The 26883-nt window shown below is 72.1% G+C and carries 25 protein-coding genes; 7 read left to right on the top strand and 18 right to left on the bottom strand.

What is annotated here, in order from left to right; genetic code table 11:
- Positions 1-168: 168 nt before the first annotated feature.
- The 5 genes from glnII to ACZ42X_RS27525 form a co-directional block, all read right to left on the bottom strand.
- Positions 169-1203: a glutamine synthetase gene (gene glnII / locus ACZ42X_RS27545; protein ID WP_468295365.1), complete on the bottom strand. Its 1035-nt coding sequence runs from the start codon at positions 1201-1203 to the stop codon at positions 169-171.
- 131 nt (positions 1204-1334) lie between these two features.
- Positions 1335-2498, bottom strand: a complete 1164-nt coding sequence (locus tag ACZ42X_RS27540) for an ARPP-2 domain-containing protein (protein WP_468295362.1) — start codon at positions 2496-2498, stop codon at positions 1335-1337.
- Positions 2495-3934, bottom strand: a complete 1440-nt coding sequence (locus ACZ42X_RS27535) for a hypothetical protein (protein ID WP_468295359.1) — start codon at positions 3932-3934, stop codon at positions 2495-2497. The genes ACZ42X_RS27540 and ACZ42X_RS27535 overlap by 4 nt, the downstream gene beginning before the upstream one ends.
- Before the next feature lie 179 nt (positions 3935-4113).
- Positions 4114-4782 carry an RlpA-like double-psi beta-barrel domain-containing protein gene (locus ACZ42X_RS27530; protein ID WP_468295356.1) on the bottom strand — a complete coding sequence of 223 codons (669 nt, stop codon included), beginning with the start codon at positions 4780-4782 and terminating at the stop codon, positions 4114-4116.
- A 102-nt stretch (positions 4783-4884) separates the two neighbouring features.
- On the bottom strand, positions 4885-5247 hold the full coding sequence (locus ACZ42X_RS27525; RefSeq protein WP_361414342.1) for an arsenate reductase family protein: 363 nt from the start codon (positions 5245-5247) through the stop codon (positions 4885-4887).
- 156 nt (positions 5248-5403) lie between these two features.
- Between ACZ42X_RS27525 and ACZ42X_RS27520 the strand changes: the two genes are divergently transcribed.
- On the top strand, positions 5404-5679 hold the full coding sequence (locus tag ACZ42X_RS27520) for a hypothetical protein (protein ID WP_468295353.1): 276 nt from the start codon (positions 5404-5406) through the stop codon (positions 5677-5679).
- 65 nt (positions 5680-5744) lie between these two features.
- Complete coding sequence (locus ACZ42X_RS27515) at positions 5745-6923, top strand: winged helix DNA-binding domain-containing protein (protein ID WP_468295350.1); 1179 nt, start codon at positions 5745-5747, stop codon at positions 6921-6923.
- Positions 6924-6936: 13 nt separating this feature from the next.
- Here ACZ42X_RS27515 and ACZ42X_RS27510 read toward each other — a convergent pair whose 3' ends face one another.
- Positions 6937-7140 carry a hypothetical protein gene (locus ACZ42X_RS27510; protein ID WP_468295348.1) on the bottom strand — a complete coding sequence of 68 codons (204 nt, stop codon included), beginning with the start codon at positions 7138-7140 and terminating at the stop codon, positions 6937-6939.
- A 1550-nt stretch (positions 7141-8690) separates the two neighbouring features.
- Entirely contained in the window at positions 8691-10100 is a 1410-nt protein-coding gene (glnA, locus tag ACZ42X_RS27505) for a type I glutamate--ammonia ligase (protein ID WP_468295345.1), read from the bottom strand.
- A gap of 209 nt (positions 10101-10309) precedes the next feature.
- Here glnA and ACZ42X_RS27500 point away from each other — a divergent pair, with 209 nt between their 5' ends.
- Positions 10310-10777, top strand: coding sequence for an RDD family protein (locus tag ACZ42X_RS27500; RefSeq protein WP_468295343.1), 468 nt, complete (start codon positions 10310-10312; stop codon positions 10775-10777).
- Positions 10778-10836: 59 nt separating this feature from the next.
- Here ACZ42X_RS27500 and ACZ42X_RS27495 read toward each other — a convergent pair whose 3' ends face one another.
- From ACZ42X_RS27495 to lipB, 4 genes are all read right to left on the bottom strand, one after another.
- Complete coding sequence (locus ACZ42X_RS27495; RefSeq protein ID WP_468295341.1) at positions 10837-11541, bottom strand: DUF4191 domain-containing protein; 705 nt, start codon at positions 11539-11541, stop codon at positions 10837-10839.
- A gap of 10 nt (positions 11542-11551) precedes the next feature.
- Positions 11552-11803 carry an SCO2195 family GlnR-regulated protein gene (locus ACZ42X_RS27490; protein ID WP_468295339.1) on the bottom strand — a complete coding sequence of 84 codons (252 nt, stop codon included), beginning with the start codon at positions 11801-11803 and terminating at the stop codon, positions 11552-11554.
- Positions 11804-12101: 298 nt separating this feature from the next.
- Positions 12102-13055 carry a lipoyl synthase gene (gene lipA, locus ACZ42X_RS27485; protein WP_361414355.1) on the bottom strand — a complete coding sequence of 318 codons (954 nt, stop codon included), beginning with the start codon at positions 13053-13055 and terminating at the stop codon, positions 12102-12104.
- A gap of 131 nt (positions 13056-13186) precedes the next feature.
- Positions 13187-13987: a lipoyl(octanoyl) transferase LipB gene (gene lipB / locus ACZ42X_RS27480; RefSeq protein WP_468295336.1), complete on the bottom strand. Its 801-nt coding sequence runs from the start codon at positions 13985-13987 to the stop codon at positions 13187-13189.
- A gap of 265 nt (positions 13988-14252) precedes the next feature.
- Here lipB and ACZ42X_RS27475 point away from each other — a divergent pair, with 265 nt between their 5' ends.
- Complete coding sequence (locus tag ACZ42X_RS27475; RefSeq protein ID WP_361414359.1) at positions 14253-15707, top strand: regulator; 1455 nt, start codon at positions 14253-14255, stop codon at positions 15705-15707.
- Between the two features lie 36 nt (positions 15708-15743).
- Here ACZ42X_RS27475 and ACZ42X_RS27470 read toward each other — a convergent pair whose 3' ends face one another.
- Entirely contained in the window at positions 15744-17123 is a 1380-nt protein-coding gene (locus tag ACZ42X_RS27470; protein WP_468295333.1) for an NAD(P)/FAD-dependent oxidoreductase, read from the bottom strand.
- Between the two features lie 439 nt (positions 17124-17562).
- Complete coding sequence (locus tag ACZ42X_RS27465) at positions 17563-18447, bottom strand: TIGR01777 family oxidoreductase (RefSeq protein WP_468295331.1); 885 nt, start codon at positions 18445-18447, stop codon at positions 17563-17565.
- 44 nt (positions 18448-18491) lie between these two features.
- Here ACZ42X_RS27465 and ACZ42X_RS27460 point away from each other — a divergent pair, with 44 nt between their 5' ends.
- Complete coding sequence (locus ACZ42X_RS27460; RefSeq protein ID WP_468295328.1) at positions 18492-19013, top strand: GNAT family N-acetyltransferase; 522 nt, start codon at positions 18492-18494, stop codon at positions 19011-19013.
- Here ACZ42X_RS27460 and ACZ42X_RS27455 read toward each other — a convergent pair.
- Positions 19000-19626, bottom strand: a complete 627-nt coding sequence (locus tag ACZ42X_RS27455) for a TetR family transcriptional regulator (protein ID WP_468295325.1) — start codon at positions 19624-19626, stop codon at positions 19000-19002. The two genes, ACZ42X_RS27460 and ACZ42X_RS27455, sit on opposite strands and share 14 nt — an antisense overlap.
- A gap of 87 nt (positions 19627-19713) precedes the next feature.
- Between ACZ42X_RS27455 and ACZ42X_RS27450 the strand changes: the two genes are divergently transcribed.
- Positions 19714-20487, top strand: a complete 774-nt coding sequence (locus tag ACZ42X_RS27450; RefSeq protein ID WP_468295322.1) for an SDR family NAD(P)-dependent oxidoreductase — start codon at positions 19714-19716, stop codon at positions 20485-20487.
- Between the two features lie 16 nt (positions 20488-20503).
- Here the strand turns inward: ACZ42X_RS27450 and ACZ42X_RS27445 are convergent, their stop codons facing one another.
- Positions 20504-21025, bottom strand: a complete 522-nt coding sequence (locus tag ACZ42X_RS27445; protein WP_468295924.1) for a DUF4240 domain-containing protein — start codon at positions 21023-21025, stop codon at positions 20504-20506.
- 111 nt (positions 21026-21136) lie between these two features.
- On the opposite strand from ACZ42X_RS27445, the gene ACZ42X_RS27440 reads away from it, so the two are divergent.
- Positions 21137-22081, top strand: a complete 945-nt coding sequence (locus tag ACZ42X_RS27440; RefSeq protein WP_468295319.1) for an SDR family oxidoreductase — start codon at positions 21137-21139, stop codon at positions 22079-22081.
- Here ACZ42X_RS27440 and ACZ42X_RS27435 read toward each other — a convergent pair.
- The 3 genes from ACZ42X_RS27435 to ACZ42X_RS27425 form a co-directional block, all read right to left on the bottom strand.
- Positions 22072-23037, bottom strand: coding sequence for a helix-turn-helix transcriptional regulator (locus tag ACZ42X_RS27435; RefSeq protein WP_468295317.1), 966 nt, complete (start codon positions 23035-23037; stop codon positions 22072-22074). The two genes, ACZ42X_RS27440 and ACZ42X_RS27435, sit on opposite strands and share 10 nt — an antisense overlap.
- A gap of 56 nt (positions 23038-23093) precedes the next feature.
- Complete coding sequence (gene aceE / locus ACZ42X_RS27430) at positions 23094-25787, bottom strand: pyruvate dehydrogenase (acetyl-transferring), homodimeric type (RefSeq protein WP_361414371.1); 2694 nt, start codon at positions 25785-25787, stop codon at positions 23094-23096.
- Between the two features lie 460 nt (positions 25788-26247).
- Positions 26248-26871 (bottom strand): GntR family transcriptional regulator, encoded by a 624-nt coding sequence (locus ACZ42X_RS27425; RefSeq protein WP_468295314.1) that lies wholly within the window; start codon positions 26869-26871, stop codon positions 26248-26250.
- Positions 26872-26883 lie beyond the last annotated feature (12 nt).

Genomic DNA, 26883 nt, shown 5'->3' with positions numbered 1-26883 from the left:
TCGTGGTGCTGACGGGACGGCCAGAACGGCTCGAGGTCGTCGCTGCGACCCGTGGCGGTGTTCCGGAGGCTGGCCATGCCGCTATTCAAGCAGAAACCCCCGTACGCGCGGGAGGGCGTCCGCCGAAAATCGGCGGACGCCCTCGCACGTGCGTCGGGTGACGGCGGATCAGACCTGGCCGGCCTTCTCCAGGGCCTCGCAGCAGGTGTCCACCAGCAGGCGGGTCACCACGTACGGGTCGACGTTGGCGTTCGGACGGCGGTCCTCGATGTAGCCCTTGCCGTCCTGCTCGACCTGCCACGGGATGCGGACCGAGGCGCCGCGGTCGGACACGCCGTAGGAGTACTGGTCCCAGGGGGCCGTCTCGTGCAGACCGGTCAGGCGGTCGTCGATGCCCGCGCCGTAGTTCTTGACGTGGTCCAGCGGCTTGGAGCCCTCACCGAGCGCCTCGCACGCGGTGATGATGGCGTCGTAGCCCTCGCGCATCGCCTTCGTCGAGAAGTTGGTGTGCGCGCCCGCGCCGTTCCAGTCGCCCTTGACCGGCTTGGGGTCGAGGGTGGCGGAGATGCCGAAGTCCTCGGCGGTGCGGTAGAGCAGCCAGCGCGCGATCCACAGCTGGTCGGCGACGACCAGCGGCGCCAGCGGGCCGACCTGGAACTCCCACTGGCCGGGCATGACCTCGGCGTTGATGCCGGAGATGCCCAGGCCCGCCTTCAGGCAGTTGTCCAGGTGCGCCTCGACGACGTCACGGCCGAAGATCTCGTCGGCGCCGACACCGCAGTAGTAGCCGCCCTGCGGGGCCGGGAAGCCGCCGGCCGGGAAGCCCAGCGGACGGGTGCCGTCGAAGAAGGTGTACTCCTGCTCGATACCGAAGATCGGCTCCTGGGCGGCGTACCGCTCCGCGACCTCGGCCAGCGCCGCACGCGTGTTGGACTCGTGCGGGGTCATGTCCGTGTTGAGGACCTCGCACAGGACCAGGATGTTCTCCCCGCCGCGGATCGGGTCCGGGCAGACGTACACCGGCTTCAGGACGCGGTCCGAGGAGTGCCCCTTGGCCTGGTTGGTGCTGGATCCGTCGAAGCCCCAGATGGGGAGCTCGGCGACGCCGGTGGCCGCGCCCGCCGGGAGGATCTTCGTCTTCGAGCGAAGCTTGGCGGTCGGCTCGGTGCCGTCGATCCAGATGTACTCGGCCTTGATGGTCACGGGGGTGCCTCATCCTTCGGGTGCAGCGGGTGTCGCGCTCCGGGAAGCTTGACAACACGGGATTTCCCGACGGTGTCCCGATTGTGAACCCCGTGTTACTCAGCTTTTCCGTAATGCTCCGGGACGCCCCCTTATGACCCCTCGTTCTTCACACCCTGTGCGACGGCGTGTGCGTTGAGCAACGAACCGAACCCGGCGGCCCGGATCCGGGCCACGAGCTCGGCGTATCCGGTGCCGAGGGCCTCCGCCGTACGCCCCAGGTGCCAGTCGCAGTCCGCCAGCCGCCGCAGCAGGTAACCGCGCCGGACCTGGTTCTCCGACAGCCGGAACGTCTTCAGATAGGCCGTCCGCCCCTTGTGGTCGGTGATCAGCTCGCCGATGTGCTGCTCCGCCCCGCCGCCCCGCACGAACGGCGGCAGGAACCGGTACAGCGCGTACGGACCCATCCGCCGCACCCGCTCGAAGGCGTACGGGGTCTGCAGCAGGTCGCGCGCCATGAGCCCGTCGTGCGCCTCCGTCCACGCCCGCTCCTGCGCCCGCGCCGCCGCCCGCAGACCGGCGAGTGTGCGCGGGGCGGCGGTGTCGGGGATGCGCGCGGTGAACTCCGGGACCGGCGCACCGTACAGGGCGTACTGGTACACCGTCTCGCCGTACAGGTCCTCGATGAGCGACGGATGCAGGGCGCGGTAGTCGTCCGGGTGCGGGACGACGAAGGCGGCGGCCAGTGCGTCCGCCGCGTACACCATCACCCCGCACTGGCCCGGATGGATCTCGAAGACGCGCAGCGCCTCGCCGAGCCCGCGCACCCGCCGCCCGGCGTACGCGTCCTCCGCGCGCGGCGACAGACCCTGGCGTACCGCCTGCCGGGACCACTCGTCCCACACGATGGACGGGCCGCCGAAGTGCAGCGCCAGGTACCCCTCCAGGGCGAGGTGCAGCGGCAGGAAGCGGACCCGCCCCGTGCGCCGCTCCCCCTTGACCAGGCGGTGGTGGACCCGGACGGGGACGCCGCAGGGCGGCTCGCCCCCGCCGTCGTACGCGCCGAGCCGGGTCCCGTACGCCGCCGACTCGGCCGGCTGCCCCTTGCCACCGGACCAGTCCGCCACGAGACCGTGCGGGATGTACGACACGTACTCGGTACGGGGGCCGACGTCGACCACGCCGTACCCGCCGTAGACCCGCCGGTGCAGGCGCAGCCCCTCCAGCGGCTCGGCCCGCACCAGCGGTACGAGGCGGATGCCGCCCCACACCTGCGCGGGCCGGGCGGTCAGGCCCGCCAGATCGATCCGGGTCACGACACACCCTCCAGGAACAGCTCCACCCGCCGGTCGAAGTACGCCCGCAGCTCCGCGAGCCCCGTGCGCCCCTCCGCGAACTGCGCCACCTCCACCAGGGCGGGCAGGTCCTCCGCGTCCCGGATCCCGGCCGTCGGCACGCTTGGCGCGAGGCGCCGCACGTCGAAGCCCTCGGCGTCGTACACCGGGTTCAGGTGCACCACGCTGGTACGCCGCTCCGGGTCGAGCCGGGTGCGCCAGACCCGCAACACCTCGCCGGCCAGCCCGGGCGGCGCGTTGTCCCACCCGTCCGAGACGATCACGAGCCGCTGCGGCTCCGCCTCCAGCGCGTCGAGGATCCGCGTACCGAGCGGCGTCGGCCCCCAGGGGCGTACGAGGAGGGCGTCCGTGCCGCCCGAGGTCCACAGGGGCGTGTACGCCGTCGCCAGTACCTCCAGCAGGAAGTGGCAGCCCAGTGCCACGGCGAGCGGGCGGCGCCGCTTCTCGCCGGAGCCGGAAGCGGAGTAGCTGTCGTCGAGGACCGCCGCCACGCGCCCCCACGTACCGGCGTACGGCCCCGCCGCCCGGCGCGCCGCGGCGCGCAGCGCGCCCGTCAGCTCCGCGCGCCGCGCCACCCGCTCCTCGACGCCGAGCGACAGCGCGTACAGCGCGAGCCGGGTCAGCGGCATGGCGGTGAGGTCCGCGGCCGGGCCGGTGCGCTGGGTGCGCAGCCGCTCCAGACGGGTCATCCGGGGCGCGATGCGCTCCAGGAAGACCTCGCGCGGGATGCCGTGCCGGGCGGCGAAGCCCTCGGCGACGGTGAAGGGCAGTTCGTAGACCGCCGCCTGCTCGTAGTGGGCGCGGCGGTGCGCGTCCAGGAGGGCGTGGTCGTACCCCACGTGGCCGCGGGACGCGAACAGGAACCTCCCCACCTCGTCGCCCGGCAGCGGGGCATGCGCGTGGCGGGCGGCCGTCTTCATCCCGGTGCGGTACTTCACCGCGTCGTACGCCGGGTCGGGGCGGGCCGCCAGCCAGTCGCGTATGAGCGCACGCGTGCGGCGGTTGTTGACCCTGGCGGCGCGCAGGGCGCGGAAGAGGCGGTACACGCGCGGGGGAGGGAGGGTGGCCAGCCGGGCCGCGATGAGCCGCCCCTCGGTGCGCTTGGCTTCGGCGCCGCCCGCTTCGGCCGCGCCTGCTTCGGCCGCGCCTGCTTCGGCCGCTGTGCGGAGCAGCGCCTCGATGATGAGCGCGGCGTTGTGGTCGTTGATGTCGAGGGCGAGCGTGGCGGCGTACAGGGGCCGGTAGTTGACCCGTACGTACGCGTGGAGGAAGGACAGCGACAGGCGCTGCTCCTGTGCGTCCGACCGGAACTCGCGCTGGCCCGTCGCCGTCACGGCGGCGTTGACGAAGAGCAGCACGTCCTCGGCCGCGATGAGGTCGGAGAGGGTCTCCGCCATCGTCTCTCCCCCCCCCGGGACTGCTGTACTGGCGGCTGCGAACGTCGGTGCCGGCCGGGGAATGAGGGTGCGAACAGCTGAATCATTGCTTCATAGGCAAGTCCCGGAAGTCGCACCGGAGTCCCGCGGCCGGCCTCCGCAAGGTAACACCGCGGGCGGAGACGCGGCTCGGGCTTTCGTCAGCCCACGCGTTCGATCCGGGCCTTGCGGATCAGGAACTTGCCGGGCTCGCGGACCTGCTCGAACGCGGCGTTGTTCAGCAGGGCGCAGCTGCCGGAGGGCGCGGTGACCTCGACGGTGGTGGACTTGCCGTTGTCGAGGTTGGTCACCTTGAGCTTGGTGCCGAGGGGGAACTGGTTGCTGGAGGCGGCGGGGGCGCCGCCCTCGCCGGACAGGGTCACCGTGGACCCGGCGCAGACGACCTCGCCGACGGCACCACCGCCACCCTGCTGGCCGCCCTGCCCGGCACCCGCACCTGCTCCGGCTCCGGCCCCGGCACCGGCCCCGGCACCCGGGGCCTGGCCGCCCGCCTGGGCACCACCGGCACCACCCTTGCCTGCAGCGGCGCTGCCCTGACCCACCTCGCACCCGGAGGCGGCCTGCTTGCGCTTGATCTCCTCGATCACCGCCAGCCGGTTGGCGATCCGGGCCTCCGACTGGGCGTCGGGGTTGGCGCGCTGACCGGCGATGAACTGCTCGTTGTTGCCCAGCGCGGTCGCGAGCCCGTCACAGGCGACGGACGCCTGGCTGGTCCCGGTCATCACCACCGCCGTACCGCCGGTCATCACGACCGCGCCGATGAGGAGGGCGAGCTTCTTCTTCCCGCTGAGGGTCTTTCCGCGTGACACGTGGGGGGCTCCTGTCCCCGGCCGCACGGGGAAGCGGCGGCCGGATCGGTTCCGTGTGTGCCCCTACGTACGAGTAGCAAGCGGAATCTGCTCAACCGCCCCTCAGGAACGGCTGATCGCCTCGCGCACCGCCTCGTCGGTGCGGCCCACCACCGCCGTGCCGTCGTCTGCCGTGATGATCGGCCGCTGGATCAGCTTCGGGTGCTCCACCAGCGCCGTGATCCAGCGCTCACGCGCACCGGCGTCGCGCGGCCACTCCTTCAGGCCGAGCTCCTTGGCGGCGGCCTCCTGGGTTCGGGTGATGTCCCACGGCTCCAGGCCGAGCCGGTCCAGTACGTCACGGATCTCGTCCGCGGAGGGCACGTCCTCCAGGTAGCGGCGGACGGTGTACTCGGCGCCCTCCTCGTCGAGCAGCTTCAGGGCGCCACGGCACTTGGAACAGGCCGGATTGATCCAGATCTCCATGCCCGTCACCGTACCCGCCGTACTGCCCAGAACCCCGGCGGAGCCGCCTGCGAAGCCTCGTCGGCCAGGGCCGGTTGTCAGTGGTGGCCGGTAAAATTCAGGTAGTTCGTGAGGGCCCGGGGGAGGGCCCCCACACCGCGTACCAGGAGGTCGCCGATGGCTGTCGCCACGGTCCGGACACTGCCCCTCGAACCCTGGAAGCCTCTGCAGAAGAAGCCACTGCCGGCGGGCCGGCCCCGCGAGTGGTACGTCTCCCACAACCGCCGCCTCAAGGCCATGCGCCTGGCGATCGCCCTGCTGGACTCGGGCGTCTACCACCCGTCCAAGGCCGACGACGACACGATACGCAGCACGGCGGCGCGCCTCGACATGCACGCCCCGTCCGACGCCACCTGCCGCATGGTGCGCACCCTGATCCGCTCCGGCCGCTGAATCCCTCACCCGCCGCCCCTCCCGGGGCGGCGGGCCCACGCTCCCGCCCGGCTGAGGACTCCCACATGACGAGCACCCGCCCCCGTATGACCGCCGAGGAGCGCCGCCGGCGTCTCGCCGTACGCCACCACCTGGCGCCCGCCGCCCGCGCGGCCACGGCCGAGGAGGTGGCGCGCTCACTCACCGCCCTGCACGGCACGGACCCGGCCACCGTGTACCTGGCGGTGGGCGCCCGGCTCGCCGACCCGGCCGGCCCGGTGGCCGCCATGGAGCGGGCGCTGTACGAGGACCGCACCCTGGTCCGTATGCACGGCATGCGCCACACGGTCTTCGTGGTGCCCACGGACCTCGCGCCGGTCGTCCAGTCGTCCACCACGCACGCGGTCGCCGCCCGCGAGCGGGCCACCCTCCTCAAGCAGCTGACGGCGGGCAGCTCCCTCGACGAGGCGTGGCTGGCGGACGTCGAGGAGTCCACCCTCGCGGCCCTGGCCCGCTTCGGCGAGGCCACCGCCGCGGAACTCGCCGCCGAAGAACCCCGCCTGCGCGAACAGTTCGTGTACGCCCCCGGCACCAGGTACGAGACCAAGCAGAGCGTCACCACGCGCGTCCTGCGGCTCCTCGGCACCGAAAACCGCGTCGTCCGCTCCCGCCCACTGGGCTCCTGGACCTCCAGCCAGTTCCGCTGGGCGATCGCCCCCGCGCTGCCGGACCTCCCACCCGCCGAGGCCCAGGCCGCGCTCGTCCGCCGGTGGCTGAAGGCGTACGGCCCGGCGACGGAGGCGGACCTCAAGTGGTGGACGGGCTGGAAGGTCACGGACGTCCGCAAGGCCCTCAAGGCCGTCGAAGCGGTCGAGGCCGACCTCGACGACGGCACGACCGGCCACGTGCTGCCCGACGACACGTCCCCCACCGACCCCCCGCCCCCCTGGGCGGCCTTCCTCCCGGCCCTCGACCCCACCCCCATGGGCTGGCAGCACCGCGACTGGTACCTCGACCCGGCCCACCGCCCCGAGCTCTTCGACCGCAGCGGCAACATCGGCCCCACCATCTGGTGGAACGGCCGCGTCATCGGCGCCTGGACCCAACGCCCGACCGGCGAACCGACCTGGCGCCTCCTCACGGACCCGGGCCGCGAGGCGACCTCCGCCATCGAGACGGAAGCGGCCCGCCTCCACACCTGGCTCAACGGCACGCGCATCACCCCCCGCTTCCGCACCCCACTGGAGCGCGCGCTGTCCGCGTGAGCCGCGGCCCACGTCAGCCTTCGTCTCGCCCCCCTCCGTGCGTCGCCGAGTGGTCCCGCGAACCGGGACCGGTGCCACCGTTCAGTTCGTGCCGTACCTGCCGCCACGCGCGGATGATCTGCGGCAGCCTCGACAGCACGTCGCTGATCTGCGTCAGCAGCAGCGTGACGCAGCCGAACACGGCCAGGATGACGAGGGCCACCTCGTCCCACTTCATAGCGCGGCCTCCGTCTCTGCGGTGCCTCTGGGCATGTCGATACCTCGCGCCACCCGGCTGGCACTTCAGGTCATGGGCCTGGTCGACGCAGTGGGATGAACCACGTCCTTGTGCGGCTCCCTCGGGTGCCGGGGCCCGAGGGAACGCCGCCCCCCGACTCTCCTGGAGCTCTCCTGGAGCCAGACCCGGCGCTAGCCGGCGAGAGCGTGGCGGGAAACCCTGTCGAGGGCATCCGCCCGTCGGCAGCGCAGAGGAGTGAATGACGTGCGGCTGGCTAGGTATGTCGCGAGTGAAGACGGAGCGTGGCGTTTCCGAGAGCGATAGTCGGGTCGTCAGCTGTCGGCACCGATTCGGCGCCGGGAATACCAATGACCGGATCAGTCATTGCCGCGACTAGATCACTCGGATGGGGATGCGATTCCCATTCCAATTCCCAGCAATCACCGGATCCGTGGAGCCTTCGGTAACCAGGAGGGCAGGCGTTCTCACGCCAGCCTGGGCGCTGCAGAGGGTCATAGAACCAGTTGCCGATTGCCCACTTGCGGTGAGGATCACTAGTGGTGGCCCGGCACAAGATGCCGGCCAAGAGGCGACGGGCCTCCTCAGACATGCGGGGAACGCGGGCTAGCTGCTCCTCTTCGTCGGAAGTGAGCGGGACGTCTGTGGTGAGGCAGTTGACGTAGGTCTCGGTTCGTCCACCGGTAGGTGTCCCGGATCGGTTGTTCGTAATCACGAGCTGTGCGTCAGTGGGCAGATGCCGCATGACGTAGCTTCCCTGACCGCGGTGTTGCTCGAGGCGCAACCCAGGCAGCCCACTCCCTCCGACGGGGCCGCGAAGTAGGCGACCGGCCACGTTATCGGGCACATCGGTGATGAGCACTACGCGCTCGAAGCGAGGGGAGACCGTGAGGGTGTACGAAGAGAGGACGGAAAGGTCCCACCCGGCCGGGCCGTCGTAGTAGAGGCCCCGATTCAGATAGCCGAGCGCCAGCAGGGCTCGGAATTCGCACTGCTCGGGACGGCATTCGTCCAGTCCCAGGGAGTTATCTCGGGCAATTCCGGATCGTGCTGCATCAAGCTTCTCGCCTGTGTAAAGCGCACGAGTGCGGGCCGTTGCCTTGCGTCGGCTTGCGGGCATGCTTCACCTCACCGCTGCCCGGCCAGCGCATCAGGGTCACATACCTAGTGAGACCACACTCAATTGACTGCCTTGCGGAGTGGGTGCTCCACACCCTTGCACAGCTTCTGTGGGTACCGGGCTCACATACTTCTGCTGGCATCCGGATCTCCGCGGACCGGTATCTGGCCGTAGCGTACACGATGTCCTCAATGGGAGTGGGGTGCAACGACCAACAGGCGCTGACGGCCTGACCGGGCGGGCATGCTCCGGTTCGGAGCTGACTCGTCAAAGGAAGTTCTGGACGCGCTGGGATTCGCGCTGGAGAATCCTGTTTGCGCAGAAAGGTGAAGGCCGCCACCCATGGGGTGGCGGCCTTCACCGCTTTGCCTGGCCTCCGCCTGCTCCCGTGCGAGTCGGCGGAACCCTCGGCTTAGAGGTCGAAGTACAGCTCGAACTCGTGCGGGTGCGGGCGCAGCTGGATCGGGGCGATCTCCTTCGTGCGCTTGTAGTCGATCCACGTCTCGATCAGGTCGGACGTGAAGACGCCACCCGCCTGGAGGTACTCGTTGTCCTCCTCCAGCGCGTTCAGCACCGACGCGAGGTCCGTCGGGACCTGCGGGACGCCCGCGTGCTCCTCGGGGGCGAGCTCGTAGAGGTCCTTGTCGATCGGCTCGGCCGGCTCGATCTTGTTCTTGATGCCGTCGAGGCCCGCCAGCAGCAGGGCCGAGAAGGCCAGGTACGGGTTGGACGACGGGTCCGGGGCGCGGAACTCGACGCGCTTGGCCTTCGGGTTGGAGCCCGTGATCGGGATGCGCATCGCGGCGGAGCGGTTGCGCTGCGAGTAGACGAGGTTCACCGGGGCCTCGAAGCCCGGGACCAGGCGGTGGTAGGAGTTCACCGTCGGGTTGGTGAAGGCCAGCAGCGACGGGGCGTGCTTGAGGATGCCGCCGATGTAGTAGCGGGCGGTGTCCGAGAGGCCCGCGTAGCCCTGCTCGTCGTAGAAGAGCGGGTCGCCGTTGCTCCACAGCGACTGGTGGACGTGCATGCCGGAGCCGTTGTCACCGAAGATCGGCTTCGGCATGAAGGTCGCGGTCTTGCCGTTGCGCCAGGCGACGTTCTTCACGATGTACTTGAAGAGCATCAGGTCGTCGGCGGCGGCCAGCAGCGTGTTGAACTTGTAGTTGATCTCGGCCTGGCCGGCGGTGCCCACCTCGTGGTGCTGGCGCTCGACCTGGAGACCGGACTTCTCCAGCTCCAGGGAGATCTCGGCGCGCAGGTCGGCGAAGTGGTCGACCGGCGGGGCCGGGAAGTAGCCGCCCTTATAGCGGACCTTGTAGCCGCGGTTGTCCTCGAGGGCACCGGTGTTCCAGGCGCCGGCCTCCGAGTCGATGTGGTAGAAGCCCTGGTTCGCCGAGGTCTCGAAGCGGACCGAGTCGAAGACGTAGAACTCCGCCTCCGGGCCGAAGTACGCCGTGTCCGCGATGCCGGTGGAGGCGAGGTACGCCTCCGCCTTCTTGGCGATGTTGCGCGGGTCGCGGCTGTACTGCTCGCCCGTGATCGGGTCGTGGATGAAGAAGTTGATGTTCAGCGTCTTGTCGCGGCGGAAGGGGTCCACCCGCGCCGTGGACAGGTCGGCGCGCAGCGCCATGTCCGACTCGTGGATGGCCTGGAAGCCGCGGATCGACGAGCCGTCGAACGCGAGCTCCTCGGCCGGGTCGAACGCCGTCGCCGGGATCGTGAAGTGCTGCATCACACCCGGAAGGTCACAGAACCGGACGTCGACCATCTTGATGTCGTTGTCCTTGATGAACTTCTGGGCTTCGTCGGCGTTCTGGAACATCCAACTCCTCCTACTCCCACCCAGGGAGGGGCGGGGTTGCAGCTCGGTCGTGGGGCCAGTGCGGTGGCACACGCTGGTTCCGACCCTAGGTACCCGGGATTTCTCGGGCATGACCCATTTGTTTCGGGAAAGTTAACCAGCGGACGCGCGCGTAACACGTCAAGGACCCGGGTCGAAGTGATCGAAAGCGGGCACAGTACCGTGGTCGCGTGGACAACAGGCAAGCAATCGGATCGTGGCTCTCCGGACCGCGCGCGGCCGCCGAGGAGATGGGCGCGGACTTCGGCTACCGGGGTGAACGCCTCGGCCTGCCGCAGGAGGGGCCGGGCTCCATCGCCCCGCTCGGGCGGCGCTTCGGCGCCCTCTTCATCGACTGGACCCTGTGCCTCGTGATCGCATACGGGCTGATCGCGCCCGGTGACCAGACCAGGGCCGGTAACTGGGCCGTCGTGGTCCTCTTCGTCCTCAGCGTGCTCACCGTCGGTACCGTCGGCAGCACCCCGGGCAAGCGTCTCCTCGGTCTGCGCGTCATCTCCGTCGACGGCGAGCGGCTCCCGTTCCTCCGCGTGTGGCTGCGCAGCATGCTGCTCTGCCTCGCGATCCCCGCGCTGATCTGGGACCGCGACGGGCGCGGACTGCACGACCGGCTCTCCCGCGCCGTGCAGGTCAAAAGCTGACTGAACGGATACGAAGAGGGGCCCCACCGCCGGCGGTGGGGCCCCTCTTCACAGGTCGGCTAGCGCATCCGGCCGCCGCGCGGCATCCGCATGCCCTTGGGCATCGGGCCCTTCGGCAGCGGCATGTTGCTCATCAGGTCCCCGAGCGCGCGCAGCCGGTCGTTGGCCTGCGTCACCTGCGGACCCGTGAGCACCCGCGGCAGCTTCAGCAGGGTCACGCGCAGCTTCTTCAGCGGCACCTGGCCCTCGCCGGTGCCGACGATGACGTCGTGCACGGGGACGTCGACGACACGGGCCATCCGCTTCTTCTCGGCCGCGAGCAGCGGCCGCAGCCGGTTCGGATTGCCCTCGCCGACCAGGACGATGCCCGCCTTGCCGACCGCCCGGTGGACCACGTCCTGGTTGCGGTTCATCGCCACCGCCGGGGTGTGCGTCCAGCCGCGGCCCACGTTCTGCAGGACGGCGGCCGCCGCGCCCGGCTGGCCCTCCATCTGCCCGAAGGCCGCCCGCTCGGCGCGCCGCCCGAAGACGATCGCCATCGCGAGGAAGGCCAGCAGGAAGCCGAGGATCCCGAGGTAGACCGGGTGGCCGATCAGGAAGCCGATCGCGAGGAGGACGCCGAAGACGACGATCCCCACGCCCGCGACGACAAGCCCGACCTTCGGATCGGCCTTTCGGGTCATCTTGTACGTCAGGGCGATCTGCTTCAGTCGCCCGGGGTTCGCAGCGGCGTCAGCGCTGTCTGAGTTTGCCTTCCTCGCCATGCTGTGAAGTTTACGTGGCGGAGGAAGTGCGGCCCGACACCGCCTCCAGTACGTGCTCGGCCTCGACCCGGTCGCGCGCCCGGCGGCGGTCCTCCAGGACCGACGTCCAGGCGTTGCGGCGGGCCGTGCGCTGGCCCGCGCCGAGCAGCAGCGCCTCCAGGGTCCGCAGGGCGCCGGTGACCGACGGGACGGCCGGGATCGGCGGGATGGACGAGATGGACGGGAACGCGTGGGCTCGTACCTCGCGTACCTCGTGGGCCATGGTGTGGGTCCCCCCTCGGGAGCGGGTTCGGCGGGAGCATGGGTGACTGCTGTGTGCGGTGCGTACGAACAGCATCACAGACTGGTGTTACCAAGGCATGGCGAGCCGGTCAAACAGCGATGAAACGTTCACGCCGCGCCCGGGCCCCGCCGCGCCCGCCCCGGAGAACGCCGACGCGGCCCGTACCTGCCCCGACCTGCGGGGACGTACGGGCCGCGTCGAATCGGCCGTCACCGGCCGGTCATCCGCCGGTCGTCGCTTGTGCGCGGATTCACACGCCGCCGGCGCGCGGGCGTGTTCAGGCGGCGGCTTCGCTCCGGCGCTCCATCGCCTGCTGGAACAGGCGCCCGGCGCGGTACGAGGAGCGGACCAGCGGGCCCGACATCACGCCGGAGTAGCCGATCTCGTCGGCCTCCTCCTTCAGCTCCACGAACTCCTGCGGCTTCACCCACCGCTCCACCGGGTGGTGGCGCACCGAGGGGCGCAGGTACTGGGTGATGGTGATGAGCTCGCAGCCCGCGTCGTACAGGTCCTGCAGCGCCTCGCTGACCTCCTCGCGGGTCTCGCCCATGCCGAGGATCAGGTTGGACTTGGTGACCAGGCCGGCCGCGCGGGCCTCGGTGATCACCTGCAGCGAGCGCTCGTAACGGAAGCCGGGGCGGATGCGCTTGAAGATCCGCGGCACGGTCTCGACGTTGTGCGCCAGCACCTCGGGGCGGGCGGAGAAGACCTCGGCCAGCTGGTCGGGCTCGGCGTTGAAGTCGGGGATCAGCAGCTCGACCTTGGTGCGGCCGGCCGCGCGGTCCGCCGTCTGCGCGTGGATCTGGCGCACGGTCTCCGCGTACAGCCAGGCGCCGCCGTCCTCCAGGTCGTCGCGCGCGACGCCGGTGATGGTGGCGTAGTTCAGGTCCATCGCGACGACCGACTCGCCCACGCGGCGCGGCTCGTCACGGTCCAGCGCCTGCGGCTTGCCCGTGTCGATCTGGCAGAAGTCGCAGCGCCGGGTGCACTGGTCACCGCCGATGAGGAAGGTCGCCTCGCGGTCCTCCCAGCACTCGAAGATGTTCGGACAGCCCGCCTCCTGGCAGACCGTGTGCAGTCCCTCGCTCTTGACGAGCTTCTGGAGCTGGTTGTACTCGGGGCCCATCTTCGCCCGGGTCTTGATCCACTCGGGCTTGCGCTCGATGGGGGTCTGGCTGTTCCGGACCTCCAGGCGCAGCATCTTGCGTCCGTCGGGTGCGACTGCGGACACGGCTGGCTCCTACGGCTTCGATTCCTCGGCGAACACCAGGGTACGCCCGATAAAAGTGCGGCCTCGTTGCGGTTGTCGTTACGTCGGGCCAACCCTTTGGCCAGTGCACGGCATTCCCGCCCGGTCGACCCCTAGGCGGCGGCCGTCTTCTCCACCGCGCGCGGCTTCGGCTCCGCGTTCTCCAGCACGTCCCGCAGGTGCTTCTCCGCCACCGGCAGGACGTCCGCGAGCGTCACGTCCCGGCCCAGCTCCTGCGCCAGCGACGTGACCCCCGCGTCACGGATGCCGCACGGCACGATCCGGTCGAACCAGGTGTTGTCCGGGTTCACGTTCAAGGCGAAGCCGTGCATCGTCACGCCCTTGGCGACCCGGATGCCGATCGCCGCCAGCTTGCGGTCCTCGCGGCGCTGGCCGGCGTTGGACGGGGCGTACTCCGGGCCGTTCAGGCGCGGGTCGAACTCGTCGTCCTGCAGCCGGGGGTCGAAGTCCAGCGAGAGCCCGCCGAGCGCGGGGCGCTGCTCCACCGGGTCGCCCAGTACCCACACACCGCTGCGGCCCTCGACCCGGGTGGTCTCCACGCCGAACTCGGCCGCCGTGCGGATCAGCGCCTCTTCCAGGCGGCGTACGTGCGCCACCACGTCCACCGGGCGCGGGAGCTTCATGATCGGGTAACCGACGAGCTGACCGGGGCCGTGCCAGGTGATCTTGCCGCCGCGGTCCACGTCGACGACCGGCGTCCCGTCCAGGGGGCGCTCGTTCTCGGCCGTGCGCCGCCCCGCGGTGTAGACGGGCGGGTGCTCCAGCAGCAGGCAGGTGTCCGGGATCTCGTCCGCGAAGCGAGCGGCGTGGATCTCACGCTGCTTGTCCCACGCCTTCTGGTACTCGACGGCTTCCTCGCCGAACCCCAGATGGACGAATCGCAGCTCACTCACGGCGTACGCCTCCCTCTCGTGTGCGGATCGCGCCCTCGCCACTGTACGGCGGCACCCGTCGTCGCGGTCGGGCAGGTCGTTCGGCCCGCCTTCCGGACGGTCAGGCGTCAGTGCCGGGCCCAATCCTCACACGATCGGATGAATGTGGGGCGAAGGTGGCGGTACGGACGTCCTGGGCAGTTAAATTCGCGCCGTTCCGCCGTTTCGTGTTTCAAGGGGGAGTCGGCACCCCGCCCGTAAGGCAAGGCAGGAGACCGCACACCTGATGACGGATCGCCCCCCGCAGCGCACCCCCAACCGGCAGCTCGCCGCCCTCATCGCCGAGGCCGGCTTCTCCAACGCGGGTCTGGCCCGACGGGTCGACCAGCTCGGGCTCGAACACGGCCTCGACCTGCGGTACGACAAGACCTCGGTCACCCGCTGGCTGCGCGGCCAGCAGCCGCGCGGCACCACCCCCGCGCTGATCGCCGAGGTGTTCACCCGGCGCCTGGGGCGACGGCTGTCCGCCCAGGACCTCGGGCTCGACGCCTGCGCGCCCGTGTACGCCGGGCTGGAGTTCGCGGCCACGCCCGAGGAGGCCGTCGACATCGTCAGCGGCCTGTGGCGCAAGGACTCCGGCAGCCACGCCGAGCTCCGCAAGATCGCCTTCACCCCGGCCGGGCTCGTCGTCCCCAGCCGCGACTGGCTCATCGGCCGCGCCGACGAGCGCGTCGCCCGCGGTGAGCCCCCGCAGGCCCAGGCCCCCGAGCCCCGCGTACCCGCCCAGGGGCGCGCCTCCGTGCCCCGCCAGCGCACCACCGACAGGACCCCCGGCCAGCGCGTCACCGGCGGCGACGTCGCCGCCCTGCGCTCCGTCGGCGAGCTCTTCCGCAGCCTCGACCACGCGTACGGCGGCGGCCACGCCCGCCAGGCCCTCGTCCGTTACCTGGAGCACGAGGCCGAACCCATGCTGCGCGGCGTCTACGGCGAGACCGTCGGGCGAAGACTGTTCGCCGCGGCCGCCGACCTCACCCGGCTCGCCGGCTGGACCTCGTACGACATCGCCGCCCACGGGCTCGCCCAGCGGTACTTCGTGCAGGCGCTGCGGCTCTCCCAGGCCGCCGGCGACCGCGCGTACGGCTCATACGTCCTGATCACCATGAGCCGCCAGGCCGTCTACCTCGGCCACGGGCGCGAGGCCGTGCAGCTCGCGCGCGTGGCCCAGCAGGGCGTCGGCTCCGCCGCGCCGCCCGTCGTCCAGGCGCTGCTGCACGCCGTCGAGGCCCGGGGCCACGCCGTCCTCGGCGAGGTCCGGGCCTGCACCGCCGCGCTCGTGCGCGCCGAGCGGGCGCTCGAAGGGGCCAGACCCGGCGACGACGTCCCGTACTGGGCGCGGTTCTTCGACGAGGCGGAGCTCGCCGACGACGCCGCGCACTGCCACCGGGACCTCCAGCAGTACCGCGCCGCCGTCCAGCACGCGGAGCGCGCCCTCCAGCTGCGCGCCCCCGCCTTCGCCCGCAGCCGCCTCTTCTGCCGCGTCGTCCTCGCCACCTCCCGGCTCGGCCTCGGCGAACTCGACCACGCGTGCGCACTGGGCGCGGAGGCCGCCCAGCAGGCGTCGGAGATCCGCTCCGCCCGCGCCGTCGAGTACGTACGCGACTTCGAACGCCGCCTGGAGCCGTACAAGGACGCCGTGGCCGTACGCACCTACCGCGACCGGGTCGGCGCCATGGGCCTCTGAGGCGCCGTGAACCTCTGAGCCCGGCCCCCGACGGGGTCACGCGGCCGCGCGGCTCTCCTCCGTCACCCGGTCGTCCCCCGGCCGGTCACCGGGGACACCCAGGTCCCGCAGCACCGCCTGGGCGGCGCGGCGGCCCGACGACAGGGCCCCCTGCACGGTGCCCGAGTCCCGGTGGTCGCCGCAGACGTACAGCCCCGCCAGCAGCCGTACCGGCCGGCGCGGATCGTGCGGAGGCGGCATGGCCACAACGGCCTCCGGATCGTGGTGCACCGCCAGCAGCTCCCAGTCCGCCGTGCCCACCCCGTACAGCCCCGCCAGCTGCCGGAGCACCCGCTCCTCCAGGCCGTCCGGCGGCGCGCCGAGCACCGTCGAGGAGACCAGCACCCGGCCCTGCGGCGCCCGCGACGGATCGACCTCGCTCATGACGGCGGTGTACGCGACCGGGCCCGTGCGGTCCGCGTCGAGCAGCAGCGCCGCCGGCTCGGTCACCGGGGGCGCGGGCGCCGTGTGGTGCACCACCGTCACCGGGTGGAAGTCCGGCACGCGCAGCCCCGGCAGCAGCTCAGCGGCGGCGCGGGCGCCGGTGGCCACCAGCAGCGAACGGCACGCCAGCTCCCCGTGCTCGGCGGTGACGACCCGGTTGATCGACACGTCCTTGACGTGGACGCCCGTCTTCACCGTGCCCGTCGGCAGCGCCGTCGCCAGGCGCTCCGGCAGCGTCGCGGCCCCGCCCGCCGGCACGCACAGCCGCCCGCGCGCGAAGCCGCGCAGCGCGAGGTCGGCGGCGCGGCTGGAGGTCGTGGTGAGGTCCGGGTCGCCGAGCAGCGCCGACAGCAGCGGCCGCAGGAACCGGTTGACGGTACGCGGTGGCAGCCCGCGCCCCGCCGCGCCCGCTCCCGGGGCCAGCGCCGCCGACAGTTCCCGCCGGGCCAGCAGCCGCGCGGTCGGCGTCGTCGCCAGCCGCCCCAGCGCCGCGCCCAGCCGGGCCTGGTCCAGCGTGCGGGGCGCGTGCGCAAGGGCCCGCGCCCGCGTGAGCGCCCCGCCCCTCGCGCTCCCCGCGTCGCCGAGCTCGGCGGTGCGGAGCTCCACGGCGCGGGCCTCGCCCGGACGGGCCGACGCCATCCGGTGCAGCCTGCCGTCGCTGTGCACCACGACCCCCGGCCGGAACGCCCGCAGCGCCGCGGCGTCGAGGCCCGGCACCCGGCGCAGCTCCGGACAGGCCGTACTGAGCAGCGGCCCGATCCGGTCGAGCCGGAACCCGTCGACGTCCTCGGTACCCATCCGTCCGCCGACCCGAGGGGCGGCCTCCAGGACACTGACCGTCAGTCCTGCCCTGACCAGCTGATGAGCCGCGGCCAGACCCGCAAGCCCGGCTCCTACGATCACGACGTCCGCGTGCTGCTCCTGCTTGAGCACGTGTCCCTCCCCGGGGTGGCGGTTCGGTGCGTGGGGGGCTCATGCCCTCAACGGGGCGACGGAATGCCCGAGTCGGCCCGAGCGTAGGAGTCCCGGCACCTACCGGTCAGTCGCGCGCACGGGGGTTCACCGGTGCACGGGGGTCGCACGGGCGTTCTTTGTTTTGAGGGCTCGGTTCTCCCCCTGGCTTCGCCGGGGGGACCCCCACCGGGGCGCCTAAGGCGGTGTCGACGGTCGATCGTGCTCGGTTCCTCGTTCCTCGGAACCTCCGCGCGTTCTCCCTTTCGACACCGCCGCGCCCCTTCGGCTCACTCGCCTTTGGTGCTCGGGGGAAGGGCGGAGGCGCGGCAGGGCTTGCCCGTGGGTCACGGGCGAGCAGGGAACGGCCCCGCGCCGCCTCGCGGGCACCGGGTACACGCCGGTCGCGCCGGTTTGGTGCTCACGCCGCCGCGATCGCGCCGTCGATCGTCGGGAAGGCGAAGCGGAAGCCCGACTCCAGGAGGCGGCCCGGCAGGACGCGCTGGCTGCCGAGGACGTCCGCCGCGAAGTCGCCGAGGGCGAGGCGCAGGGCCGGGGACGGGACGTGGAGGAAGGCCGGGCGGCGCAGGACGCGGGACATCGCGGAGGCGACCTCGCGGTTGGTGACGGGGTCCGGGGCCGTCAGGTTCACCGGGCCGGAGAGGGACTCGGTGTCCAGGATGTGCCGCAGGGCCGCCACCTCGTCGTGCAGGGAGATGAAGCTCCAGTACTGCCGGCCCGAGCCCAGCCGGCCGCCGAGCCCCGCGCGGAACAGCGGGAAGAGGCGGCCCCACGCGCCGCCCTCGCGGGCGACGACCAGGCCGGTCCGGGCGTAGGCGACGCGGATGCCCGCCTCCTCGGCCGCCGCCGCGGCCTCCTCCCACGCGACGCAGACGGACGGCAGGAAACCGTCGCCCGCGGGCGCCGACTCGTCCACCGCGCGCGTGCCGGTGTCCCCGTAGTAGCCGAGCGCCGTACCGCACAGCAGGACCCGGGGCGGGGCGTCCAGGGAGGCGACGGCCTCCGCGATCGCCGCCGTACCGAGGACCCGGCTGTCGCGGATCTCGCGCTTGTACGCCTCCGTCCAGCGGCGCTCGCCGACGCCCGCGCCCGCCAGGTGGACGACGGCGTCGCAGCCGACGAGGCCCGCCGCGTCGACGTACTGGCGCCGGGGGTCCCACTCCACCTCGTCGCCGGCGCGCGCCGGGCGCCGGACGAGGCGGACGACGTCGTGGCCGTCCGCGCGCAGGGAGCGGAGGAGGGCGGAGCCGATGAGGCCCGTGGAGCCGGTGATGGCGATACGCATGGGCACATCCTGCCCCGAGGGGGCCGCATGGCACAGTGACCGCCATGACCGACTCGTACGCGCGTACGCCCCTGCGCATCCGTACCGCCCGTCCGGCCGACGCCGGGCCGCTCGGCGAGCTGGACCGGGCCGTCTGGTCGCCGCTGCACGCCGTGGTGCCGAGGCCGCAGCCGCCGTACGACCCCTTCTTCGACTCCCACCACCGCCCCGACGACTACCTGGTCGCCGAGGCGGACGACGGCCGCCTGGCCGGATACATACGGATCGTGCCGCCCACCCGCCTCGCCTGCAACGCGCACGTGCGGCAGGTCCAGGGCCTCGCCGTCGCCGCGTGGGCGCGCGGCGCCGGGGTCGGCCGGGCGCTGCTGCGCGCGGCGTGCGACGAGGCGCGCCGCCAGGGCGCCACCCGCATGACACTGCGCGTCCTGGGCCACAACACGCCCGCGCGCCGGCTGTACGAGGCGGAGGGCTTCGCCGTCGAAGGGGTCCTGCCGGGCGAGTTCCACCTGGACGGGCGGTACGTCGACGACGTCCTCATGGGGCGCGGCCTGCTCAGCGGGGACTGAACAGCCGCATCCCGCCGGTCAGCTCGCGCAGGCAGCGCGCCGCGAGCGCGGCCGCCTCCTGCGGGGGCGCGTCCGTCTCCGCCCACGCCTCCAGCGCCACCCGGATGGCGTCCGTCGCCGCGGCCGCCGCCAGCCGCACCTCCAGCGGGTCCGCGCCCTCGCCCGCCAGCGCGGCCAGCACCGGCCGCAGCCGCTGCTCCGACTCCTGGTTCGCGCGGTACCAGACCGCCCGCAGCGCCGGGTCCCCGGCGGCCGCCCGCAGCAGCCCGCGCGTCCAGCGCAGGCCCTCGGCCGCCGACCCGTCCGGTACGGACAGGGCCTCGGTGATCGACCGCTCCAGCGCCTCCCGCAGGGGTACGGCGCCGGGCTCGGCCGCCGCGAGGCGGGCGCGCCAGCGGTCGGCGCCACCGGCGAGGAGCGGGGCGACGGCGTCCTGCTTGTTGCGGAAGTACCGGTAGAAGGTGCGCAGCGCGACCCCCGCCCGGTGGGCGATCTCCTCGGCCGTGGTGCCGTCCGGGCCGCGCTCGGCGAAGAGCTCCGCCGCCGCGCGGGCGATGTCCATCTGGGTCGCGGCCTTGCGGCGCTCGGTCAGCGAGGCGGGCTTGGTGCTCATCGGGGTTCAGCGTACGTCGGGCCGCCCCCACCGCCGGAGCCATGAGGACTGATGGCAAAACGTGCCACCCAGGCGTACCGTGACGCCATGGTGCAGCGCTATGAGAACCGCCGCGTCCTCGTCACGGGCGCCGGCTCCGGCATCGGCCGGGCCACCGTCCACCGGATACTCGCCGAGGGCGGCCGGGTCTTCGCCGTGGACGTCGACGAGACCGGGCTGAAGGAGACGTACGCACAGGCCGCCGCGGCCTCCGCCGCGGACCGGCTCACCACCGCCCTCCTGGACGTCTCCGACGAAGCCGCCGTACGCGCCGGGGTCGCCGCCGCGACCGGGACGCTCGGCGGGCTGGACGTGCTGGTCAACGCCGCCGGGATCCTGCGCTCCGAGCACACCCACAAGACGACGCTCGACCTCTTCGAGCGGATCATCGCGGTCAACCTCACCGGCACCTTCCTGGTGATCCGCGAGGCCCTCCCGGCCCTGCTCGACGGCGACCGCCCGGTCATCGTCAACTTCTCGTCCACCTCGGCGAGCTTCGCCCACCCCTACATGGCGGCGTACGCGGCCTCCAAGGGCGGCATCCAGTCGATGACCCACGCCATCGCGAGCGAGTACAGCAAGCAGGGCCTGCGCGCGGTGTGCGTCGCGCCCGGCTCCATCGCCTCCGGCATGACCACCGGCACCGGGCCCGGCCTGCCCGAGGACGCCGACATGAGCCTCTTCGCCAAGCTGGCCCCGGCCATCGGGCAGGGCTTCGCCGGCCCGGAGACCGTCGCCGGGGTCGTCGCGATGCTCGGCTCCGAGGACGGGGCCTTCATCACCGGCACCGAGATCCGCATCGACGGCGGCACCCACTTCTGACCGCCGGACTCCTGGGTCACAGGCCGCCGAAGCGCTCCCAGAGCCGGGGGAACCGCTCCTCCAGCGCCGCGTCGTCGTCGAAGTCGAACGGTGTGCCCTCCGGCTCCGGCGGCTGGGGCGGGATGCCCAGGTCCGGCGCGACGGTCCCGGTCAACTGCTCGTACGCCTCGTCCGCCGCGTACCCCAGCTCCTCGCCGTCCCCGTCGATCTCCTCGTCGAACTCGTCGAGGAGCTCGGCGAGCGCGTCCGGGTCGTGCACCGCGCCCTCGAACACCTCCCGGCCCTGGCCGATCAGCCAGCAGCGGAAGTAGTCGAAGGCGTCGTCGCTCGCGCCGCCCAGCAGCACGGCGGCCGCACCCCACAGGTCCCAGGTGTAGGCGCGGTTGTACCGCGCCTCGAAGTGCCGGGCGAAGTCCAGCACGGAGTCGGGGTCGAGCTGCAGCAGTCTCTCCACCAGCAGCTCGGCGTGGTCCTCGGGGTCGCCCTCGGCGGCCTCGCGAGTGGTGTCGATGATCTCCCAGAACTCCGTCTCGTCCATCACGGGACCAGCATCCTGGGTGGCGGACGGCGGCGCACGCCGAACGGCCGAAAGGAACGGCCGAAAAGAATCCGGACAGCAGGTGTCGCCTTTCGCTGTCACCGTCGTCGTATGACCAAGACGAAGACACAGCAGAGCAACGACAAGCCGCTCGCCGGGAGGATCGCCCTCGTCGCGGGCGCCACGCGCGGCGCGGGCCGGGCCATCGCCGTCGCCCTCGGCGCCGCGGGCGCCACCGTGTACGTCACCGGCCGCACCACCCGTACGAAGGTGAGCGAGGTCGGCCGGGCCGGCGAGACCATCGAGCAGACCGCCGAGCTGGTCACCGAGGCCGGGGGCGAGGGCATCGCCGTACCGACCGACCACCTCGTACCCGACGAGGTCCGGGCGCTGGTCGCGCGCATCGACGAGGAGCACGGCCGGCTCGACGTCCTGGTCAACAGCCTCTGGGGCGGCGACCACCTGCTGAAGTTCGGCGTCAAGATGTGGGACACGGACCTGGAAGCCGGCCTGCGCATGCTGGACCTCGGCATCCGCAGCCACGCCATCACCAGCAGCTGCGCGTTGCCGCTGCTGATCCGGCACCCGGGCGCCCTGGTGGTCGAGATGACCGACGGAACGGCCGAGTACAACACCCCCCGCTTCCGCGAGAACTTCTACTACGACCTCGCCAAGACCACCCCGATCCGTATGGCCTTCGCCCTCTCCGAGGACCTGAAGGACGTGGGCGGCACGGCTGTGGCGGTCACCCCGGGCTTCCTGCGCTCCGAGGAGATGCTCGACGCCTTCGGCGTACGCGAGGACAACTGGCGCGAGGGGACGAAGAAGGACCCGCACTTCGCCATCGCGGAGTCCCCCGTCTACGTCGGCCGGGCGGTCGCCGCGCTCGCCGCCGACCCCGACCGCCACCGCTGGACCGGCCAGTCCCTGTCCAGCGGGCAGCTCGCCAAGGTGTACGGCTTCACCGACGCGGACGGCTCGCGGCCGGACGCCTGGGGGTACTTCATCGACGTCGTCCACGGAGGGAAGCAGGCCACCGCCGACGACTACCGGTAGAGGTCCCTCATCCGGGACGCCGCCTCGGCGAACAGCTCCCGCAGCGAGGCCGGCTCCAGCACCTCCGCCTCCGGGCCCAGCTGGAGGAGCTGGCTGTACGCCACCTCCTCCGACTCCACCCGGAGGGTGACCGTCACCCGGCCCTCCGCGTCCGGCGGACCGGCCGCCTCCAGCGCCTCGCGGGCGGCGGCCCGGTCCGTCACCCGCGGCAGCCACCGCGCCCCCGCCGCGCCGAGCCGGACCACCACCTCCGCACGCAGCAGGGAGCGGGCGAACTCGGCCGCCCGCTCCTCCCAGAACCCCGGCAGGTCGAACCCCTCGTCCCGTACGAAGCGGTCGTCACCGAGCGCCACGGCCGTGAACCGGTCCACCCGGTACACGCGGAAGGCGTCCTCGGCGCGGGCGCACAGGTACCAGACACCCGCCTTGAGCACGAGCCCGTACGGCGCCAGCTCCCGCTCCACTTCGCCGTCCCGCCGCCGGTAGCGCGCCGAGACCAGCCGGTCGTCCCACACCGCCTCCGCGAGCGCCGGCAGCAGCTCCGGCGTCTCGGGCTCCTGGTACCAGCCCGGCGCGTCGAGGTGGAAGCGCTGCGCCGCCGAGACGGGCGCGTCCCGCAGCGACGGCAGCAGCGCCGCCGACACCTTCAGCCGGGCCGCCGACGCCGCGTCGTCCAGCCCCATGTCCCGCAGCGCCCCCGGTACGCCCGAGAGGAACAGCGCCTCCGCCTCACTGCGCGCCAGGCCCGTCAGCCGCGTCCGGTAGCCGCCGATCAGCCGGTAGCCGCCCGCGCGGCCCCGGTCCGCGTACACGGGTACCCCGGCCTCCGAGAGCGCCAGCGCGTCCCGCGTGATCGTCCGCTCCGACACCTCCAGCTCGCGCGCGAGCTCGGCGGCCGTCATGACGGGGCGGGACTGGAGGAGCAGCACCATCTTGATCAGCCGGGCAGCGCGCATGGCCCCCATCATGCAAGAAGCCCCCGCCGGAGCGGGGGGCTTCTCGCACACGAGACCTACAGGCCGTAGCGCTCGCGGGCGTCCTTCACGACCGAGGCCGGGACCTCGCCGCGCTTGGCCAGCTGGGCCAGGGCCGCGACCACGATCGACGGGGCGTCCACGCCGAAGTGGCGGCGCGCCGCCTCACGCGTGTCCGACAGGCCGAAGCCGTCGGCGCCGAGCGAGCTGTAGTCCTGCTCGACCCACTGCGCGATCTGGTCCGGGACCTGGCGCATGTAGTCGGTGACCGCCAGCACCGGGCCGGGCGCGTCGGCCAGCGCCTGGCGGACGTACGGCACCCGCTCCTCGCCGCGCAGCAGCGCCGCGTCGGCCTCCAGCGCGTCGCGCCGCAGCTCGGACCACGAGGTCGCGGACCACACGTCGGCGGTCACGCCCCACTCGGCGGCGAGCAGCTCCTGCGCCTCCAGGGCCCAGTGGATCGCCGTGCCCGACGACAGCAGCTGGATGCGCGGCGCGTCGGCGGCGGGCGCGGTGCCCTCCTTGAACCGGTACAGGCCCTTGATGATGCCCTCGTCCACGCCCTCCGGCTTGGCGGGCTGCGGCATCGGCTCGTTGTAGACCGTCAGGTAGTAGAAGACGTTCTGGTCCTCGCCCGGCGCGGTCTCGCCGTACATCCGGCGCAGACCCTCCTTGACGATGACCGCGACCTCGTACGCGAACGCCGGGTCGTACGTCAACGCCGCGGGGTTGGTCGCCGCGATGACGGGGGAGTGGCCGTCGGCGTGCTGGAGGCCCTCACCGGTCAGGGTGGTGCGGCCCGCCGTGGCGCCGACGAGGAAGCCGCGGCCGAGCTGGTCGCCGAGCTGCCACATCTGGTCGGCGGTCCGCTGCCAGCCGAACATCGAGTAGAAGATGTAGAACGGGATCATCGGCTCGCCGTGCGTGGAGTACGCGGTCGACGCGGCGATGAAGTCGGCCATCGAGCCGGCCTCGGTGATGCCCTCGTTGAGGATCTGGCCGTTCTTGGCCTCGCGGTAGTACATCAGCTGGTCGCGGTCGACCGGCTCGTACGTCTGCCCCTTCGGCGAGTAGATGCCGAGCGACGGGAACAGCGACTCCATACCGAAGGTACGGGCCTCGTCCGGGACGATCGGGACCCAGCGCTTGCCGGTCTCCTTGTCGCGGATCAGGTCCTTCATCAGACGGACGAACGCCATGGTCGTCGCGACCGACTGGGAGCCGGAGCCCTTGTCGAAGGCGGCGAACGCCTTGTCGGCCGGGGCCGGCAGCGGCGCGACCGGGTGGACGCGGCGGGCCGGGGCCGGGCCGCCGAGCGCCGCGCGGCGCTCCTGGAGGTAGCGGACCTCGGGGGAGTCGGCGCCAGGGTGGCCGTAGGGCACCTGGCCGTCGACGAACGCGGAGTCCGGGATCGGCAGGCCCAGCAGGTCCCGCATGTCCTTGAACTCCTCCACCGACAGCTTCTTCATCTGGTGGTTGGCGTTCTTGGACTCGAAGCCCTTGCCGAGGGTGAAGCCCTTCACCGTCTGGGCGAGGATCACGGTCGGCGCGCCCTTGTGGGAGAGGGCCGCCTTGTACGCGGCGAAGACCTTGCGGGACTCGTGGCCGCCGCGCGAGTGGTGGAAGCACTCGATGATCTTGTCGTCGGAGAGCAGCTTCGCCATCTCGACGAGCGCCGGCTCCTTGCCGAAGAAGTCCTCGCGGATGTAGGCCGCGTCACGCGTCTGATACGTCTGGATCTGCGCGTCCGGTACCTCGCGCAGGCGGCGTACGAGCGCGCCCGTGGTGTCGAGCTGGAACAGCTCGTCCCAGGCGGTGCCCCACAGCGACTTCACGACGTTCCAGCCGGCGCCGCGGAACTGGGCCTCCAGCTCCTGCACGATCTTGAAGTTCGCGCGGACCGGGCCGTCGAGGCGCTGGAGGTTGCAGTTGATGACGAAGGTGAGGTTGTCGAGCTCCTCGCGGGCGGCGAGCGCGAGGGCCGCCGTCGACTCGGGCTCGTCCATCTCGCCGTCACCGAGGAACGCCCACACGTGGGAGTTGGAGACGTCCTTGATGTTGCGGTTGGTCAGGTAGCGGTTGAACCGCGCCTGGTAGATCGCCGAGAGCGGGCCGAGGCCCATCGACACCGTCGGGAACTCCCACAGCCAGGGCAGGCGCCGCGGGTGCGGGTAGGACGGCAGGCCGTTGCCGCCGGACTCCTGGCGGAAGTTGTCCAGGTGCTGCTCGGTGAGGCGGCCGTCGAGGAAGGCGCGGGCGTAGATGCCGGGGGAGGCGTGGCCCTGGATGTAAAGCTGGTCGCCCGAGCCGTCGCCCTCCTTGCCGCGGAAGAAGTGGTTGAAGCCGGTCTCGTAGAGCCAGGCGGCGGAGGCGAAGGTGGCGATGTGGCCGCCGACGCCGTACTTCGCGCCGCGCGACACCATGGCGGCCGCGTTCCAGCGGTTCCAGGCGGTGATCTTCGCTTCCATCGCCTCGTCGCCGTCGAAGCCGTAGGCGGCCTCGGCGGCGGTCGGGATGGTGTTGACGTAATCGGTTTCGAGCAGCTTCGGCAGCGCGAGACCGGCGCCCTCGGCGCGCTCCAGGGTGCGACGCATCAGGTACGCGGCACGGTGCGGCCCGGCGGCCTTGGCGACGGCGTCGAGGGACGCCTGCCACTCGGCGGTCTCCTCGGGGTCGCGGTCCGGCAGCTGGTCGAGCTCGCTCGGCTGGATGCGGTTCGGGTCGGTCGTCATAATCGCCGCCTTCCGGAGTCGAAGGGGTGTGGAGCCCTTGGTCTTGGCAGGACAGGGCGAGGCGGACCTCTGTTGAAGTCCGCGGACGACTGTACGACCGTGATCGATGATCGATCAAAGTGTTCGGGGAAAAATCTTTCCCAGAACGGCAAAGTCGGCATTGGGTGCCACAAAAATGGGCACCCGGTGCCTTGTTTTCGCAGGTGGGCATGGTGAATGAGCGCGCACGCCCCCAAATGAGCAAGCCTCCCCAGGCACCGATGGCGAGTGAGCCGAAGTGGGGGTCCCCCCGCCGAAGGTAGGGGGAGCGGCGGTGCCGAAAGGAAGAACGCGCGGAGGTTCGCGAGGGACTGGGGGTCCCCCCGGCCGAAGGCCAGGGGGAGAACCGAGCACGATCGACCGTCGGCACCGACTTAGGCGCCCCGGAGGCGAACCGAGCCCCGAAAAAGGAGGGGCGCGCTCAGGCCCTCGGAGCGCAGCCGAGGACGTGCTGCTTCACCAGGACCCCGATCTGCGGGTCCCGCCGGCGGAAGGCCTGGACGAGCTCGTCGTGCTCCTCCGCGTACGACTTCTGTACGGTCCCGAGCCAGCGGATCGACAACGCCGTGAAGACCTCGATGCCGAGCCCCTCCCAGGTGTGCAGCAGCACGCTGTTGTGGGCCGCCCGCACCAGCTCCCGGTGAAACCCCACGGTGTGCCGCACCTGGGCCGTCCCGTCGGCCCGCGCGTCCGCCTCGTACAGCGCCGCCACATGGGGCTCCAGGGCCGAGCAGTCCTCGCCCAGGCGGTCGGCCGCCAGCTCGGCGGCGATCTGCTCCAGACCGGCGCGCACGGGGTAGCTCTCCTCCAGGTCCGCCGCCGTCAGGTTGCGTACCCGTACGCCCTTGTTGGGCGCCGACTCGATCAGCCGCAGGCTCTCCAGCTCGCGCAGCGCCTCGCGCACGGGCGTCTGACTGACCTCCAGCTCCGTGGCGATGCGCCGCTCGACGATGCGCTCGCCCGGCTTCCAGCGGCCGCTGACGATGCCCTCCACGATGTGCTCGCGGATCTGGTCGCGCAGCGAGTGGACGACGGGCGGGGTCATGGGGGCTCCTTC

Source organism: Streptomyces sp. NPDC030862 (assembly GCF_055571835.1).
Note: the sequence above shows the minus strand (reverse complement) of the source record. Positions and strands in the feature narration are given on the sequence as shown.